This window comes from Brevundimonas sp. FV1ye28 (assembly GCF_058681135.1).
This window is the reverse complement of the sequence record NZ_CM178731.1, coordinates 1,308,978-1,323,589: the sequence shown is the minus strand read 5'-3', so window position 1 is coordinate 1,323,589 and position 14,612 is coordinate 1,308,978. Positions and strand designations below refer to the sequence as shown.

The 14,612-nt window shown below is 66.0% G+C and carries 17 protein-coding genes and 1 tRNA gene; 7 read left to right on the top strand and 11 right to left on the bottom strand.

Annotation, left to right across the window (positions count from 1 at the left end; all coding sequences use genetic code 11):
- The first annotated feature begins 116 nt into the window (after positions 1–116).
- A complete protein-coding gene (locus ACW171_RS06635; RefSeq protein WP_492096292.1) occupies positions 117–1,037 on the top strand; it encodes a glycerophosphodiester phosphodiesterase family protein in 921 nt (306 codons plus the stop codon).
- A 124-nt stretch (positions 1,038–1,161) separates the two neighbouring features.
- The gene (locus ACW171_RS06630) at positions 1,162–1,572 is read left to right on the top strand and encodes an RcnB family protein (protein WP_492096291.1); all 411 of its coding nucleotides are present in this window, start codon (positions 1,162–1,164) and stop codon (positions 1,570–1,572) included.
- Between the two features lie 57 nt (positions 1,573–1,629).
- Here ACW171_RS06630 and gatB read toward each other — a convergent pair whose 3' ends face one another.
- Entirely contained in the window at positions 1,630–3,132 is a 1,503-nt protein-coding gene (gatB, locus tag ACW171_RS06625) for an Asp-tRNA(Asn)/Glu-tRNA(Gln) amidotransferase subunit GatB (RefSeq protein WP_492096290.1), read from the bottom strand.
- Positions 3,133–3,232: 100 nt separating this feature from the next.
- On the opposite strand from gatB, the gene ACW171_RS06620 reads away from it, so the two are divergent.
- The 5 genes from ACW171_RS06620 (at position 3,233) to ACW171_RS06600 (ending at position 6,735) form a co-directional block, all read left to right on the top strand.
- On the top strand, positions 3,233–3,577 hold the full coding sequence (locus ACW171_RS06620) for a hypothetical protein (protein WP_492096289.1): 345 nt from the start codon (positions 3,233–3,235) through the stop codon (positions 3,575–3,577).
- An 831-nt stretch (positions 3,578–4,408) separates the two neighbouring features.
- A complete protein-coding gene (gene flbT / locus ACW171_RS06615; RefSeq protein WP_492096288.1) occupies positions 4,409–4,792 on the top strand; it encodes a flagellar biosynthesis repressor FlbT in 384 nt (127 codons plus the stop codon).
- Complete coding sequence (gene flaF, locus ACW171_RS06610; RefSeq protein ID WP_492096596.1) at positions 4,789–5,154, top strand: flagellar biosynthesis regulator FlaF; 366 nt, start codon at positions 4,789–4,791, stop codon at positions 5,152–5,154. Before flbT ends, flaF begins: the two co-directional genes overlap by 4 nt.
- Positions 5,155–5,343: 189 nt before the next feature.
- Positions 5,344–6,171, top strand: coding sequence for a flagellin (locus tag ACW171_RS06605; RefSeq protein WP_492096287.1), 828 nt, complete (start codon positions 5,344–5,346; stop codon positions 6,169–6,171).
- A 159-nt stretch (positions 6,172–6,330) separates the two neighbouring features.
- Positions 6,331–6,735, top strand: coding sequence for a hypothetical protein (locus ACW171_RS06600; protein WP_492096286.1), 405 nt, complete (start codon positions 6,331–6,333; stop codon positions 6,733–6,735).
- 262 nt (positions 6,736–6,997) lie between these two features.
- Here ACW171_RS06600 and ACW171_RS06595 read toward each other — a convergent pair whose 3' ends face one another.
- The 10 genes from ACW171_RS06595 to ACW171_RS06550 all read right to left on the bottom strand — a co-directional run bounded on the left by ACW171_RS06595 (position 6,998) and on the right by ACW171_RS06550 (position 14,560).
- Positions 6,998–7,657 (bottom strand): exopolysaccharide biosynthesis protein, encoded by a 660-nt coding sequence (locus tag ACW171_RS06595; RefSeq protein WP_492096285.1) that lies wholly within the window; start codon positions 7,655–7,657, stop codon positions 6,998–7,000.
- A 294-nt stretch (positions 7,658–7,951) separates the two neighbouring features.
- Positions 7,952–8,137 carry a DUF3008 family protein gene (locus ACW171_RS06590; protein ID WP_492096284.1) on the bottom strand — a complete coding sequence of 62 codons (186 nt, stop codon included), beginning with the start codon at positions 8,135–8,137 and terminating at the stop codon, positions 7,952–7,954.
- A 50-nt stretch (positions 8,138–8,187) separates the two neighbouring features.
- The gene (locus tag ACW171_RS06585; RefSeq protein WP_492096283.1) at positions 8,188–8,571 is read right to left on the bottom strand and encodes a type II toxin-antitoxin system VapC family toxin; all 384 of its coding nucleotides are present in this window, start codon (positions 8,569–8,571) and stop codon (positions 8,188–8,190) included.
- The gene (locus ACW171_RS06580; protein WP_492096282.1) at positions 8,564–9,052 is read right to left on the bottom strand and encodes a YdaS family helix-turn-helix protein; all 489 of its coding nucleotides are present in this window, start codon (positions 9,050–9,052) and stop codon (positions 8,564–8,566) included. The genes ACW171_RS06585 and ACW171_RS06580 overlap by 8 nt, the downstream gene beginning before the upstream one ends.
- Positions 9,053–9,088: 36 nt before the next feature.
- The gene (locus ACW171_RS06575; protein WP_492096281.1) at positions 9,089–10,252 is read right to left on the bottom strand and encodes an isovaleryl-CoA dehydrogenase; all 1,164 of its coding nucleotides are present in this window, start codon (positions 10,250–10,252) and stop codon (positions 9,089–9,091) included.
- Positions 10,253–10,295: 43 nt separating this feature from the next.
- Positions 10,296–12,008, bottom strand: a complete 1,713-nt coding sequence (locus ACW171_RS06570; protein ID WP_492096280.1) for a lysozyme — start codon at positions 12,006–12,008, stop codon at positions 10,296–10,298.
- A 78-nt stretch (positions 12,009–12,086) separates the two neighbouring features.
- Positions 12,087–13,496, bottom strand: a complete 1,410-nt coding sequence (mgtE, locus tag ACW171_RS06565) for a magnesium transporter (RefSeq protein WP_492096279.1) — start codon at positions 13,494–13,496, stop codon at positions 12,087–12,089.
- 142 nt (positions 13,497–13,638) lie between these two features.
- Positions 13,639–13,723, bottom strand: a tRNA-Leu gene (locus ACW171_RS06560).
- 98 nt (positions 13,724–13,821) lie between these two features.
- A complete protein-coding gene (locus ACW171_RS06555) occupies positions 13,822–14,205 on the bottom strand; it encodes a four helix bundle protein (protein ID WP_492096278.1) in 384 nt (127 codons plus the stop codon).
- Positions 14,206–14,308: 103 nt separating this feature from the next.
- Positions 14,309–14,560 (bottom strand): FliM/FliN family flagellar motor switch protein, encoded by a 252-nt coding sequence (locus tag ACW171_RS06550; RefSeq protein WP_492096277.1) that lies wholly within the window; start codon positions 14,558–14,560, stop codon positions 14,309–14,311.
- Positions 14,561–14,612: the final 52 nt, after the last annotated feature.

The window sequence follows — 14,612 nt, the reverse complement described above, 5'->3', positions numbered from 1 at the left end:
GATGGTCGCTCGAGCCGAACATGCGTCGGCACGGTCGGCGCGACAAGGGTTCGGTCCGTCTTACGCCCGTCGATTCTGGAGGCTATGAGGGCGCTTCGTTAGTTCAGGCCTTGATCATGACCCGTTTCGTCGTCCCTGCTTTGTTGACCGGCCTTCTGGCCTCGGCCTGCGCGGCCACGCCGATGCGGGGAGACGCCGATGCGCCGGCCCTGGCCGCCTATTTCGACTGCGTCCGGGGAAGCGGCGGTGTCGCGATCTCGGCGCATCGCGCCCAATCGGCGAACGATCATCCGGAGAACTCGATCGCCGCCATTGAGGCCACGGGCCGGGCGATCCCGGGCGCGATTCTGGAGATCGACGCCGCCCTGACCCGCGACGGTAGGCTGGTGCTGATGCACGACGAGACGCTGGAGCGGACTTCGACCGGTGCCGGCAAGGTCGCCGACCTGACCTTCGCCGAGGTGCGGGCAGCGCGGCTGGAGGCGACGAACGGCACGGTGACCGATGCCCCGCCGCCGACCCTTCGCGAGGCGCTGGACGCTGCCGGGCGGGTGGGGGCGATCGCGAGCATCGACCTGAAGCCTGCAGACGAGGCTTCGACCCTGACACTGGCACGGGCCGTGATCGCAGAGGTCCGGTCGGCGGGGGCGCAGGATCGGGTGATCCTGATCACCTATTCGCCGGAGACGGCGCGGGCGGTGGCGGCCCTGGCGCCGGAGATGATGATCTCGGCTGGGCTGAGCGATGTGGCGGGGCTGGACGGGTTGAACGCGGCGCAGATCCTGGCCTGGACCGGGACGCGGGAGGTGCGGCCTGCGCTCTGGCAGGCGTTGGCCGAGCGGGGCGTGGAGGCGCAGTTCGGGACCCTGGGCGCGCCGGGACGACGGCTGGACGATCAGTACGCCGCCGACGGAAATCCGTCCGAGTACCGTGAGCTGTTCGATCAGGGCGCGGTGGTGATCGCCACGGATACGCCTTTGGCCGTGAAGGCCGTTCTGGCGACCCAGGTGGCGACGGCGGCGCGTTGCGAACGCTGAAGACCAGGGCGCTCGTTTCCTAAACGAGGCGTTCAGCGGCAGTTCATGTCGCGGCGACGAGACTGTTCCTCAAGGTCGGGCAAGGCGCGCTCATCCCGCGCCGTCCATTCAAAGGAGCAGTGCAATGAAGAAGACAAACCTGTTCGTCATCGGCGCGGTGGCCCTGGCCACGCTCGCCGCCCCCGTCGCCGCCTCGGCCCAGCAGTGGCGCGGCGGAGATCGCGATCGCGACGGCCGCTACGAGCGCTGGGAGCGTCGTGCGGACCATAATCGCTGGGACGGCAGGCGCTACACCAACCGCGAACGCTACAACGACTACCGTCGCGGCCAGCGCGATCAGTACCGCGATCACCGCCGCTACTATCGCGGCGCGACCCTGCCATATCAGTACCGCAGCAACTGGTATGTCCGCGACTACAACCGCTACGGCTATGCGCCTCCGCCGCGCGGCTACGGCTACTACCGGACCGATACCGGTGACGTGGTGCTCGCGGCCCTGGCGACGGGCGTGATCGTTTCGCTGCTCTCCAACTAGAGAGCGGCGTGGGCGTGAAGGGCCCGCCCGGAGTGATCCGGGCGGGCCTTTTTCATGTCAAAGACCGAGTTTGGACTTCAGGATCTCGTTGACAGAGGCCGGGTTGGCCTTGCCGCCGGTGGCCTTCATGACCTGGCCGACGAACCAGCCGAGGGCCTGGGGCTTCTCGGCGACGGCGGCGGCCTTGTCGGGGTTGGCGGCGATCAGCTCGTCGACGGCCTTCTCGATGGCGCCGGTGTCGTTGACCTGGACCAGGCCGCGCGCCTCGACGACGGCGCGGGGCGAACCCTCGCCGTTCCAGACGTGGTCGAAGACCTCCTTGGCGATCTTGGAGGAGATGACGCCCTCCTCGATCAGGGCGACCAACTCGGCGACGTAGGAGGCGGGCAGGGGGCTGGCGTCGAACTCGAGATTCGCGGCGGCGAGGCGAGCCGACAGTTCGTTGGTGACCCAGTTGGAGACCAGCTTGGCGTCACGGCCTTTGGCGGCTTCCTCGAAATAGTCGGCCTTGGCCTGGTCCGAGATCAGGACGACGGCGTCGTATTGCGACAGGCCGTACTCGGCCATAAGCCGGCGGCGCTTGGCGTCCGGCAGCTCGGGCAGATGGGCCTTGATCTCATCGATCCAGGCCTGTTCCAGTTCCAGCGGCAAGAGGTCGGGGTCGGGGAAGTAGCGGTAGTCGTTGGCCTCTTCCTTGGACCGCATCGAACGGGTCTCGCCGGCCGTGGGATCGTACAGGCGGGTCTCCTGGTTGATCTTGCCGCCGTCTTCGAGAATCTCGACCTGGCGACGCGCTTCGTAGTTGATGGCCTGGGAGATGAAGCGGAACGAGTTGACGTTCTTGATCTCGCAGCGCGTGCCGAGGAACTTGAAGTCGCCGGTTTCCTTGAACTTCGCATAGTTGCCGGCGCGGCAGACGGAGACGTTCACGTCGGCCCGAAGATTGCCCTTCTCCATGTCGCCGTCGCAGGTGCCGAGGTAGATCAGGATGGTGCGGATCTTCTTGACGTAGGCGACGGCCTCTTCCGGCGAGCGGATGTCGGGGCGTGAAACGATCTCCATCAGGGCGGTGCCCGCGCGGTTCAGGTCGACGTAGCTCTCGGTCGGCGACAGGTCGTGGATCAGTTTGCCCGCGTCCTGTTCCAGGTGCAGGCGCTCGATGCCGACGTTGAAGAAGGAGCCGTCCTCGGCCTCGACCTCGACGACGCCCTCGCCGACGATCGGATAATAGAGCTGCGAGATCTGATAGCCGGTCGGCAGGTCGGGGTAGAAATAGTTCTTCCGGTCGAACTGGCTCTTCCTGTTGATCGCGGCGTTGAGGCCCAGGCCCGTCTTCACGGCCTGTTCGACGCAGTGCTTGTTCAGCGTCGGCAGCATGCCGGGGAAGCCCGCGTCGACCAGCGACACCTGCTCGTTGGGGCCCGCGCCGAAGCCCACGGCGGCGCCGGAGAAGAGCTTGGCCTTGGACGCCACCTGGGCGTGGATTTCCAGGCCCATGACGATTTCCCAGTCGCCGGTGCGGCCCTGGATCAGTTTCGAGGAGGAGAGGGTGTCGGTCATAGGCCCTGATTAGCGCCGAGTGCGGCGCAGCGAAAGTTCCTGTCTTGAGGCTGTCGCGATTTGAGCGTCATCTGTGCGTCTCACCTTCGGAGCTGTTCCCATGATCAAGACCGTTTTCGCCGCCGTGGCCCTCGCCGCCGTGGCCACCGCCGCCTCCGCCCAGACCACCTCGGCTCCGGCCCAGAACCATGCTCCCCACGCCGGCCACGAGGCCCATGCCGCCGCCCGCCCGACCATCGAAAGCTCGATCAAGGACCTGCTGGCCAACCCCGAGACGGCGGCCGTGGTCGAGAAACACCTGCCGGGCGTTTCGCAACACCCGGCCCTGCCGCAGTTCCAGGACATGACCCTGGCCCAGGTCGCCCCCATGTCGGGGGGCCAGGTCACGTCGGAGACCATCGCCGCCATCGACACCGACCTGAAAGCCCTGCCTGCCGCCCACTGAACGGGTCGCGATCTTTTCCCTCCCACTCGGGGGAGGGAGATAAGTCAGACACGCCTCATCGTCCTTCCGCTGCGAACGGGTGTGGGGAAGTCGACGGAGCCTGGGCGTTCGCCCGGAACCGGAGTGGCCCCCTGCTTTCGCGTTACGGGGACCCTGTGATTGTTGTTTTCGGCTCGCGCCGAAGGCTCCGTCCCCGACCGGGTCCGCGAGCGTCACCCAGCGGGTTTACGGACACCCCGGGGGGGCCTGCATCCCCGCCTCGGCGAAGACCGGCCACGAATCCCGAGTCCTTTGGACCCTCAGGCGATAGGCCCGCGACGGGCGGCAGGCTCAGGCCCGCCGGGCTCCGAGGTTTCATGCCCCTCGAACAATCCCGCTACGATCGGTCCCGCCGCACGTCCGGGTCCTGGGCCCAGGACGCCTTCCCCAACGACGGGATGGCTCCCATCATAAGGCATGTTCGAGGGGGCGCCGGTTCGGAGGGGTCTTAAAAGTTCGCGGCTTTGGAATCGTTGGGGGATTTGGGCGATCCTTGGGCAAACTTGGACGTCTTTATCCGTGCACCCCGGCGAAGGCCGGGGTCCAGATCAAGCGCCCAGGCGGCCGGGATGGGGCGTCGGTGTGCTGCCTGAACCTTTGGTGACCTCCATCTGGACCCCGGCCTTCGCCGGGGTGCACGGTGAGAGAAAGCGGGTGAGGGGGGGCACGGGAGAGGGGGCCGATCCACTTGCGGGGGGCGTTCTAGACAGATGATTAACCACGGCTGTTTAGCCTGTGTCAGTCACCGACGGGCTATCTCGAAGGCTCGCGGGCGCTAAGGAGGCGCACCCCATGCCGTTGAAGCTGTCCTTGAAGCCGGGGGAGAAGTTCGTCCTGAACGGCGCCGTCGTCCAGAACGGCGACCGCCGCGGCGTCCTGATCCTGCAGAACAAGGCTTCGGTGCTGCGCGAGAAGGACATCATGCAGCTGGAGGAGGTCACCACCCCCGCCAAGCGCATCTATTTCCCGGTCATGATGATGTATCTGGACGAGACCGCCGTGCCCAAGGTGTACGACGAGTTCGTCACCCGCCTGACCGAGTTCATGGGCGCGACCCGCAATCCCGAAATCATGGCCGAGTGCGTCCAGACGTCGAAGCACGTCATGACGCGCGAGTATTACAAGGCCCTGATGAGCGCCCGGAAGATCGTGGACTACGAGGAAAGCCTGACCTGATGCTGAAGGCCTATTCGCAGACGTCGAACCGGACCGAGACGCCGCGTGAGATGGAGTACCGGTTGTTCGGCCAGGTCACCCGCGCCCTGATGCACGCGGCGAGCGTCGACAAGTCGGATGTTAAGACCCGGATCGACGCCCTGGACTGGAACCGGCGTCTCTGGTCGGTGCTGGCCACGGACTGCTCCGACAGCGACAATCAGTTGAACAATCCGCTGAAGGCCCAGATCATCTCCATCAGCCTGTTCGTCGGACGTCACTCCTCGGCCGTCATGCGCGGCGAGGAGGATTTCGAGCCGCTGATCGACATCAACCGGTCGATCATGCAGGGCCTCGCGCCCCAGGGTCAGCAGGCGGCCTGAAGCGCCTGCAGGTGGGCAAAGTGCGGCGCTGACCGGCGAGAAATTGCCGAGCGCCGACGACCCTCCGAAACTTTCCCAATCCTTTCAAACTGATCGGTCCGGCCTGGTCCTTGCGAGACCGCGCGCAGGACCAGAACCGGTTCAACGGCCAGAAGGCCGCTCCCCCGACCAGAATGGAAGGACTTCATCATGGCCAACTCGGTCAACACCAACCTGGGCGCGCTCGTCGCGCTGCAAAATCTGAACGCCACCAACTCCGAGCTGGCGACCACCCAGACCCGCATCAACACCGGGAAGAAGGTGGCCAACGCCAAGGACAACGGGGCCATCTGGGCAATCGCCCAAGGCCAACGTGCCGACATCGGAGCCCTGGGGGCGGTCAAAACCTCGCTCGACCGCGGCAGTTCAGCGGTGGATGTGAGCCTGGCGGCCGGCGAGAGCATCTCGGATCTCTTGCTGCAATTGAAGGAGAAGGCACTGGCGGCGACCGACGTGTCGCTGTCGACGGCATCGAGGGGCGCTCTGAACGAGGACTTCAAGGCCATCCGCGACCAGATCAACACGGTTGCCGCAAACGCCGACTTCAACGGGATCAACCTTTTGAAGACCGGCGCGACCGGCTTCCAGGCTCTGGCCAACGCGGCGGGCACGGCGACCCTGACGGTCACCCCCGAGGTGCTGTCGCTGGGGTCGACGAACGTCACCGTGACGACGACCACGACCATCGGGACCTCGACCCAGGCCACTGCGGCCCTGGGTCTGGTGAACGCCTCCATCGACCTGGTCTCGGGCGCCCTGGCGCGTCTGGGCACCAAGGCGAAGGCTCTGGACACGCATCGCACCTTCGTCGGGAAACTGACGGACGCGCTGGAATCCGGAGTGGGCAATCTGGTGGACGCCGATCTGGCGAAGGAAAGCGCCAAGCTCCAGTCGCTGCAGACGAAGCAGCAACTGGGTGTGCAGGCTCTGGGCATCGCCAACCAGTCGCCGCAGATCCTTCTGTCGCTGTTCCAGTAAGCGTAAGGACGACGCCGGGGAGCCCAAGCTCTCCGGCGTTTTTCTTTGTTCGAGGGCGCGATCGGGCGGGACACCGTCGCTTTCGGCCGGGGCGCGGCGCGTTAACCTTGCCTCAACTGAATCCGCGAATTCTGGGCATCCTCAACCAGGAGATGTTTGATGCTCAGCGCTATCGCCGCCCTCTTCGTTCTCGCCGCCGGTCCCATTCAGGCCGACGGGACGCCGGGTCGTTATCTGCTGGAACTGACGGTGATCCATCAGGGTGTGCAGACGGTGGGCGCCCGGACGGTCCTGGTGGAAGACGGGTCGGCGAACGTCACCGTGCAGGACGCGGGCGGCCTGTTCGAAATGAACGCGCAGCTGTCTCCGGTCCAGGGTGACGGAGACGACGATTCGCTGGCTCTCTCGATCTCCATCATCGACGGCGACGCCCAGCCCGTGGAGCCCGACCTGATCATCCGCCGCGGCGGAGACGCCAGCATCGTGATCGGCCAGGAAGGCCCCGACGGCGTCATGTTCGAGGGACTGAAGGTGACGGTGTCGCCGATCGTCGGAAGCGATTGACGAACGCTCGAACGCACCCCAACTTGAAGGTCCTGTTCAACAGTCGAAAGGAGGTGATCAAGTGATCTCATTGTCCCAAACCCGTACGGTGACCGAAGCTTGGTCCTCCCACGAGGTCCGGGCCTGATCCTTTCAGGCTGCTAAAGGTCAGACCGTAAGCGGTCAGACAATGGGGCCCGCCGGAGCAATCCGGCGGGCCTTTTTGTTGGGCGCTACCGCTCGCGCGGCGTCTCGCCGCTTGAGCGCGGCCGGTGCGGTGGAGCTAGGAGAACAGACCCTGGACCCAGTCGCCGGCGTGAATGAACCAGCCGGCGCTGGCGAGGAACAGTCGGGAGATCAGCTCCCACGCGGCCCAGACGAAGACGCAGAAGCCGGCGACGCCCAGCCATGCTGCGCCGATCAGGAATCCGTCGCGTTGCATCAGGCCGAAGCCGAACAGGGCGACGAACAGGGACGGGAACAGGTTGCCGCCGAAGATCGGCAGCATGACGATGACGGTCAGCAGACTGGTGACGATACCGATGAGCACCTCGGACACCTCGCTGCTCATGATGCTGAACCGTGGCTTGGACAGCCTTTCGACGAACTGGAGCGGCTTGCGGACCTTGCCGATCGTGGTGCGATAACTCTCGCGGGGCAGGCTGGATTTCAGGGCCCAGGCCGGCATCCAGAGCTGATCACGCCGGATGACCAGTTGAAGGCAGATCAGCAGCAAGGGTGCGCCCAGGACCGTGGTCGACCCCGGGATCGGCGAGGCGATGGCGTTGAGCAGGCCGAAAAAGACCATCAGGGCACCGAAGCCGCGCTCTCCGAACGCATTCACGAGCTCGCCGAGATAGAGCTTGGGATCGTCCTTGGCGCCGATGTCGTCGAGCACCTGGGAAAACGGCCGGGTGTCGCTCTGAAAGTCGTAGTCGGGCATCAGATGGAGCTCGGCGAGGGGTGGGGACGATCTAGGCACGCTGGCGACTGACCGCCACTTAACATTCCGACAGAACTAGAAGATCCGGCTAACCCATTCGCCGATCAGGGGCGTGCCGCCGGGCGGCCAGGGCAGCATGTTGATGATGGCGAACAGCAGCATGACCGCCATGGGCACCCAGCCGCTCCAGCGTTTCGGAGAAGCGGCGGGGGCGGCCGGTCGAGGTCTCCGTCAGGCTCATGGAGCGAGCCTAGAGGGCGAACGCGACGGTTTCGAGCGGTTCAATCGCCGCGCTCAGTCGTCGACGTGTTCGGGTTTGCCCTTGCGTCTGGTGTGGGCGAACTCTTCGAGCTGTTTCTCGGTCATGGATTCTTCCATCGACTTCGAAGCGCCCTTGAGCTCGGACTTGGGCGTATCGCCGCGTTTGGCCGACAGGGCGGCGCCGGCGGCCTTTTGCTGGGCCGCGGATTTGGCTGGCATGGGGTGGCTCCTTCCGCAGAGAAACCGACCGAGTGAACCGAAGTTCCGGCTTAACGGATCTGGTGGATTTCGACGTCCATAGTCACGCGATCCCAGTTTCGATCCGCGGTGAGAACGGGCAGGGCCGAGGTTTCGGCCTGTGCCAAACAGGCTCGATCGCCGAGCGACAGACCCGCCGCCCGTGTCTTGTCCCGCAGACGACCAGCCCGGACGGCCGTCTGGGCGTCGAACGGAACGACAGTCAGCCCCAAGGCCTCGACCATCGAGAGGGCTTGGCGGTCCGAGAAGTCCAGGTCGAGTAGTCGGGATAGAACTTCCGTCAGGTTGACCGAACTGATCAGCCGACCGGCGCGCAAGTCCTCCAGCCGCTCGCCGCCCGGTTCGCCTTTCAGGGCCGCCAGAACGACCGAGGCGTCGATGACAGCCCTATTCACGCGCGGCTTCAGCGCGTCGATCGGCGATGAAGTCGCTTACCACATCCATGTCGGCGGGCACGCGCTGGGCGAACATCCTGCGAGCGCGGGCAATGGCGTCGGAGGTGGATGTGACGGTCACCGACCCCGCCGTTCGCGCAAAAACGAGCTGATCACCGGGTGAGAAGCCGAGCGCATCGACCATTTGCGGCGGCAGCACGACCGATCCATCCGGGCCGATATTCGCGGCCCAGCGACCGTCCCCGAGGTCATGGGCGGCAAGCTGGTGATCGAAGGATGAGGCGGTCTCCGACAGCCCCAGCAGTTCGCTAGCCACGACCTTGCCGTTCGTCGCCGCCTCTATCCGCTGGGCCAACTCGGGAGATGGTCGCGATTTGCCCGATGCAACGCGCGATATCTGTCCTTGCGAGACGCCGACCTCGCGCGCTAGCGCGCTGGTTTGACCGCGCTGAGCATGTACATACTTCGCGAGCGTATTCATGAATGCAATGTACGGTTTTATCCGCACTCATGCAACTTACGACCCCAGAAGTTCCCGCCCGATCAGGAACCGCCGGATCTCGTTCGTCCCCGCGCCGATGTCGTAGAGCTTGGCGTCGCGGACGAGGCGCTCGACGGGCCATTCCTTGGTGTAGCCGGCGCCGCCCAGAGCCTGGACGGCTTCGAGCGACACCTTCACCGCGTTCTCGGAGGCCAGGAGGATGGCGCCTGCCGCGTCGTAGCGTGTGGTCTTGCCGGCGTCGCAGGCCTTGGCGACCGCGTAGACGTAGGTGCGGGCCGAGTTCAAGGCGACATACATGTCGGCGACCTTGGCCTGCATCAGTTGGAAGGAGCCGATGGCCTTGCCGAACTGCTTGCGCTCGCGGACGTAGGGCAGGACGACGTCGAGCGCGGCCTGCATAATGCCCAGCGGGCCGCCGGACAGGACGGTGCGCTCGTAGTCGAGGCCGGACATCAGGACGCCGGCGCCGCCGCCGACGGGGCCCATGACGTTCTCTTCGGGGACTTCGCAGTCCTCGAACACCAGTTCGGCGGTGTCGGAGCCGCGCATGCCCATCTTGTCGAGCTTCTTTGAGACGCTGAAGCCCTTCATCCCCTTCTCGATCAGGAAGGTGGTGACGCCGCCGTTGCCTTCGCCGGTGCGGGCATAGACGACCAGGGTGTCGGCGGTGGGGGAGTTGGTGATCCAGAATTTCGTGCCGTTCAGGACGTAGCGGTCGCCCTTCTTCTCGGCGCGGGTGCGCATGGACATGACGTCGGAGCCGGAGCCGGCCTCGGACATGGCCAGCGAGCCCAGGTGTTCGCCGGAGATCAGTTTGGGCAGATATTTCGCCTTCTGCTCGGCATTGCCCCAGCGGCTGATCTGATTGACGCACAGGTTGGAGTGGGCGCCGTAGCTGAGGCCGATCGAGGCGGAGGCGCGGGAGACCTCTTCCATCGCCACGACGTGCTCGAGGTAGCCCATGCCGAGGCCGCCGTCCTCTTCTGGGACGGTGATGCCGTGCAGGCCCAGCTCGCCCATCTCGGGCCAGAGGTCGCGGGCGAAGGTGTTGGTCTCGTCGATCTCGGCGGCGCGCGGCGCCAGCTTGTCGGAGGCCCAACGGGCGGTGGTCTCGCGGATCATGTCGGCGTTCTCGCCGAGGCCGAATTCCATCGATTGGGGTGCGTTCGGAATGCTCATGCCAGCGGGTTAGCACGATCCCCGCCCGCGTGGGGAGAGGGGGTCAGTCCCCGCCGGGCAGTCCGAACTTGCGGTACAGGTTGACCGAGGAGACGCCGACGCAGGCCAGACCGATCAGGGCCAGGACCCAGCCGATGATGGTCAGTTCGGAGCCGCCCGACTGTTCCGCCGCGCGACGGAAGGCCGCCATGGAGGCGCCGAAGGACACCAGGCCCACGCCGCCCATGAAGATGAAGGGACCGGTCTCGCTCCAGTCGAACTTGGCCGGGGCTTCCATCTCGATCTCGTGGCGCATGATCGAGCCGCCGCCCATGGTCAGGGTCAGGTCTTCGCCGAAGAGATTGGTCTCCGAACCGTCGGGGGCGTCGCGCTCTTCCGCCGTCCAGAGCGGGCGGATGACGGCGGGCTCGGGCGTTTCCTCCAGCGGCGTCAGGACCAGTTCGGTGACGGGCGCGGGATCGGCCGGTGCGACATAGGCCATCGGCTCAACCGGGGTCACCTCGGCTTGGACGGCGGGCTCCGCTTCAGCCGGGACAGGGTCGGGCTCGACCACGGCGGCTTCTGCTGAAGCCGGGACGGGCTCCGCCTCGACGACGAGCTCGGACGGGATCGGTTCGGCGGGTTCGAGCTCGGCGACGCTTTCCTGCGCCTGATCGGGCTCAGAGGCCGGCGTGACGTCGACGACGGGCTGGTCCACGGCGGCTTCGGTCGTCGTCGGCTCGTCGCGCGGTTCGGCCCGCGTCAGGAAGGGCAGGGGGCCGACCATGGCCATGCCGTAGGGAGCGTAGCGGGTGGCGGCCCAGCCGAGAGCGGGATTCGCTGACGCGCTCGGGTCGGGCTCAGACTCCACGGCGGTTTCGGACGCCGGCTGTTCGTCAGCATCCACAGGAGCTTCGGCGATCGGTCGGGTTTCTTCGGTCGGCTCGATCGAGACGTCGGAGGTTGCGGGTTGTTCGATGGTCTCGGGCGCGACTTCGGTGCCGTCGTCGGAATCAGAGCCGGGCTCGACGGACGGAGCGACGTCTTCCGCGATCTCGGCAGGTGGGTTGTCGTTGGCGACCGGGGCCTCGTCGAAGGCTTCCGGTGTGTCCTCCTGGACGATGCGGGCAGGCGGTTCGCCGAGCAGGGCGGCGACGGCGGCGCCGCGCGGGTCGATCTCTGCCGGCGCTTCGGGCTCCGGGGGCGGGGTGAGTTCGGCCTTCGCAGGGACTGAGGCGGGCGTCTCGACCGGTGGAGTCTGGAACGGCACGACCACGGGCGGCGGAGGCAGGGGCGCGCCGAGCAGGTCGGAGAGGGCGACGGGAGCGTCGGGATTGGCGACGAACAGGGCGCGCTCGGCGGCGCGACGACGCAGGGCCGTTTCGGGCAGGACCGGCTCGGGCCAGCCCATAATGGCATCGGCGGCCTCACCCGGCGCACCGGCGGCCAGACGCTGGCGCACATCGGAGCCGGCGAAGCGGTCGACGCCGACCGAGAAGGCGAAGCTGACCAGGGCGTCGAACTGGTGCTGGTTCAGGGTCGCCGGGACGACGTCATTGACCGATTTTTCGACCGGCAGCAGGTCGTAGCGCAGCAGCAACTCGGCGTCGGCTTCCGACACCGTCGCGCCTTCGCGGGCGGACAGGGTATGGCCGTAGCCGATGATCCAGCCGCCCTCGGCGCGCTGGATGGCTCGGGGGCGGAATCCCTCGAAACTCTTGATCAGCACGATCCCCTCGCGGGAGACCTTCAGGTTTTGTCTGGCTGCGTCGGACAACGGTAATGACCCAAATCGAGACAGGGCGCGGTCGCCCTGCAGGGGAGCCAGCAAGGGTCGCGCCGCCCGGAACCGTTCCTACAGAAGGACGAGGGTCGCAAGACCGAGGAAGATCAGGAAGCCGAAGAAATCCGTCGTCGCGGTCACGAAGACGGCGGAAGAGACGGCCGGGTCGAACTTCAGCTTGGACAGGGTCAGGGGCGTCAGCACCCCGATGGTGGCCGCCACGATCAGGTTGAGCACCATGGCCGTGCCGATCACGAGGCCGATCTTCCAGTCCTCGTCGCGGAACCACAGGGCCGTGGCCAAACCGATGATCGGCGCGAGGATCAGACCGTTGGCCATGCCGACGACCAGCTCGCGCATGAAGGTGCGGGGCGCGTTGGAGCTGTTCAACTCGCGCGTCGCGAGGGCGCGGACGGTGACGGTGAGGGCCTGGGTCCCGGCGTTCCCGCCGATGGCCGAGACGATGGGCATCAGGATGGCCAGGGCGACGATCTGCTGGATCGTGCCTTCGAACCAGCCGATGACACTGGCGCCGATGACGGCGGTGAACAGGTTGATGGCGAGCCAGGGCACCCGGCCGCGCACGATCTCGGTGACTGAGGAACCGCGATCCTCGTCCTGAACACCGGCGAGGCGCAGGATGTCCTCGCGGTTTTCTTCCTGGATGATGTTGACGATGTCATCGACCGTGATCTGGCCGACCAGGCGTCCGGCGGCATCCACGACCGGCGCCGAGATCAGGTGGTATTTCTCGAAGACGTAGGCGACCTCTTCCTGATCGGTGTCGGCGGCGATCTCGTTCACCGGCTCCATCAGGTCCGACAGTTTCACGGTTCGGGCGGCGCGGAGAAGGCCGCTGATCGGAATGCCGCCGACCGGCTTGTTGTGCGGATCGACGATGTAGATGTCGAAGAAGAGCTCGGGCAGGTCCTCGCCCTGGGCGCGGACGTGGTCGATGGTGTCGCCGACGGTCCAGAACAGGGGCGCGGCCATGACCTCGCGCTGCATCAGGCGGCCGGCGGTGTCCTCGGCATAGCCCAGCGAGCTTTCGATGGCGGCGCGGTCGGTCGCCGGCATGGCGGCCAGGACCTTCTCACGCTGTTCGTCCTCCAGGTCCTCCACGACGGCGGCGGCGTCGTCAGAGTCCAGTTCCTGCAGCGCCTCGGCCAGGGTGGCGTTGGGGACGCGCTCCAGCACCTCCTCGCGGATGCCGTCGTCCAGTTCGGGCAGGGTCTCGGCCAGAAGCTCGGGCGGGAGCCACAGGACCACGACGGCGCGATGCTCGGTCGTCAGGAAGCCCATCAGGTCGGCGACGTCGGCGGGATGGAGATCTTCGAGCAGGGACCGAAGGCGAAGGCCCTCGCCGTCGTCGGCGGCGTCGACCACCTTCTCGACGAAGGAAGCCGTCAGGACGTAGTCCTCGTCGAGCGCTTCGTGGTCTTCGTTGACGTCGGGATCGAGAGCAGCGGTGCGTTCGCGCATGGAGCTTCCTCCCTCTCTCGATGTGAATCAGCCGATCGCGCCGATTGTATCCCTTGTTCGAGATCGGTCAGGCCCGATCTCGCGTTTTGTTTTCACGCACCGGACGGCAAAGCCGGTAGTGCTCTGCCTGGTGCGTGAACGATGGTGCGGTCGAGAAGACTCGAACTTCCACGGGTTGCCCCACAGCGACCTCAACGCTGCGCGTCTACCAATTCCGCCACGACCGCTCGCATCGGAGGCGCGCTGATAGCGGAGAGTGGAGAGGAAGGGAAGGGGCTTTGAAGAGAGGCAGTAGGCAGTAGGCAGTAGGCAGTAGAAGGCGGGTTTATGGGGTGGTGTGCTGCTCCAACCGCACGATGAGGGCGCGGAGCATCCGGCCGAGTTCGTCCGCCTCCGTCAGAATGGGGGTCGTGGCCGCTTCGGGGCAGATAGCGACGCGCGCGGAGAGGATCAGGTGGGTCTCGACTTCCTTCAGCGACCCCTGAGAGATGCGCAGGAAGTTCAGATATGAGGCCTTGCTCGAACGTCCATAGCCCTCGGCAATGTTCGCCGCGATCGAGACTGCGGCGCGCCTAGCCTGGGAAGTCAGACCAAACTGCTCCTCTTTCGGGAAGGTCCGCGTCAGTTCGTAGACGAGAACGGCCACATCCATGGCCCGCTGCCAAACCTTGAGGTCGCGATAGCTGTTGACGTGTCCATCGCCCGCCATCCTCGCTACTGCCTACTGCCTACTGCCTACTGCCTACTGCCTACTGCCTACTGCCTACTGCCTACTGCCTACTGCCTACTGCCTACTGCCTACTGCCTCGCCTTCAGGCCGCTCCAGCCATGAAATCATAGACATCGGCCGGACGCGTCACCGTGATGGCGATGCGGTCGTCGCGGATCTCGATCTGGCCGCGGGCGACGGGGTGGTTGTTGGCGAGGATCCAGACCTCGTCGTTTTCGGACGCGTCCAGGGGGATCACGGCACCGCGACCCATCTTCAGAAGCTGGGACATGGGCAGCACGGAGCGACCCAGGACGACCGACAGTTCGACGTCTACGGCTTCGATCTGGCTCAAGGTCTCTCCGGGTAAGCTGGAGGGTACTGGCGGCAGGTCTTGCATTGGCGGC

Excerpts from the sequence above, each read along its gene's own strand:
- ACW171_RS06635 (WP_492096292.1), top strand. The coding sequence starts at position 117 with ATGACCCGTTTCGTCGTCCCTGCTTTGTTGACCGGCCTTCTGGCCTCG.
- ACW171_RS06630 (WP_492096291.1), top strand. The coding sequence starts at position 1,162 with ATGAAGAAGACAAACCTGTTCGTCATCGGCGCGGTGGCCCTGGCCACG.
- gatB (WP_492096290.1), bottom strand. The coding sequence starts at position 3,132 with ATGACCGACACCCTCTCCTCCTCGAAACTGATCCAGGGCCGCACCGGC.
- ACW171_RS06620 (WP_492096289.1), top strand. The coding sequence starts at position 3,233 with ATGATCAAGACCGTTTTCGCCGCCGTGGCCCTCGCCGCCGTGGCCACC.
- flbT (WP_492096288.1), top strand. The coding sequence starts at position 4,409 with ATGCCGTTGAAGCTGTCCTTGAAGCCGGGGGAGAAGTTCGTCCTGAAC.
- ACW171_RS06605 (WP_492096287.1), top strand. The coding sequence starts at position 5,344 with ATGGCCAACTCGGTCAACACCAACCTGGGCGCGCTCGTCGCGCTGCAA.
- ACW171_RS06600 (WP_492096286.1), top strand. The coding sequence starts at position 6,331 with ATGCTCAGCGCTATCGCCGCCCTCTTCGTTCTCGCCGCCGGTCCCATT.
- ACW171_RS06595 (WP_492096285.1), bottom strand. The coding sequence starts at position 7,657 with ATGCCCGACTACGACTTTCAGAGCGACACCCGGCCGTTTTCCCAGGTG.
- ACW171_RS06590 (WP_492096284.1), bottom strand. The coding sequence starts at position 8,137 with ATGCCAGCCAAATCCGCGGCCCAGCAAAAGGCCGCCGGCGCCGCCCTG.
- ACW171_RS06580 (WP_492096282.1), bottom strand. The coding sequence starts at position 9,052 with ATGAATACGCTCGCGAAGTATGTACATGCTCAGCGCGGTCAAACCAGC.
- ACW171_RS06575 (WP_492096281.1), bottom strand. The coding sequence starts at position 10,252 with ATGAGCATTCCGAACGCACCCCAATCGATGGAATTCGGCCTCGGCGAG.
- mgtE (WP_492096279.1), bottom strand. The coding sequence starts at position 13,496 with ATGCGCGAACGCACCGCTGCTCTCGATCCCGACGTCAACGAAGACCAC.
- ACW171_RS06555 (WP_492096278.1), bottom strand. The coding sequence starts at position 14,205 with ATGGCGGGCGATGGACACGTCAACAGCTATCGCGACCTCAAGGTTTGG.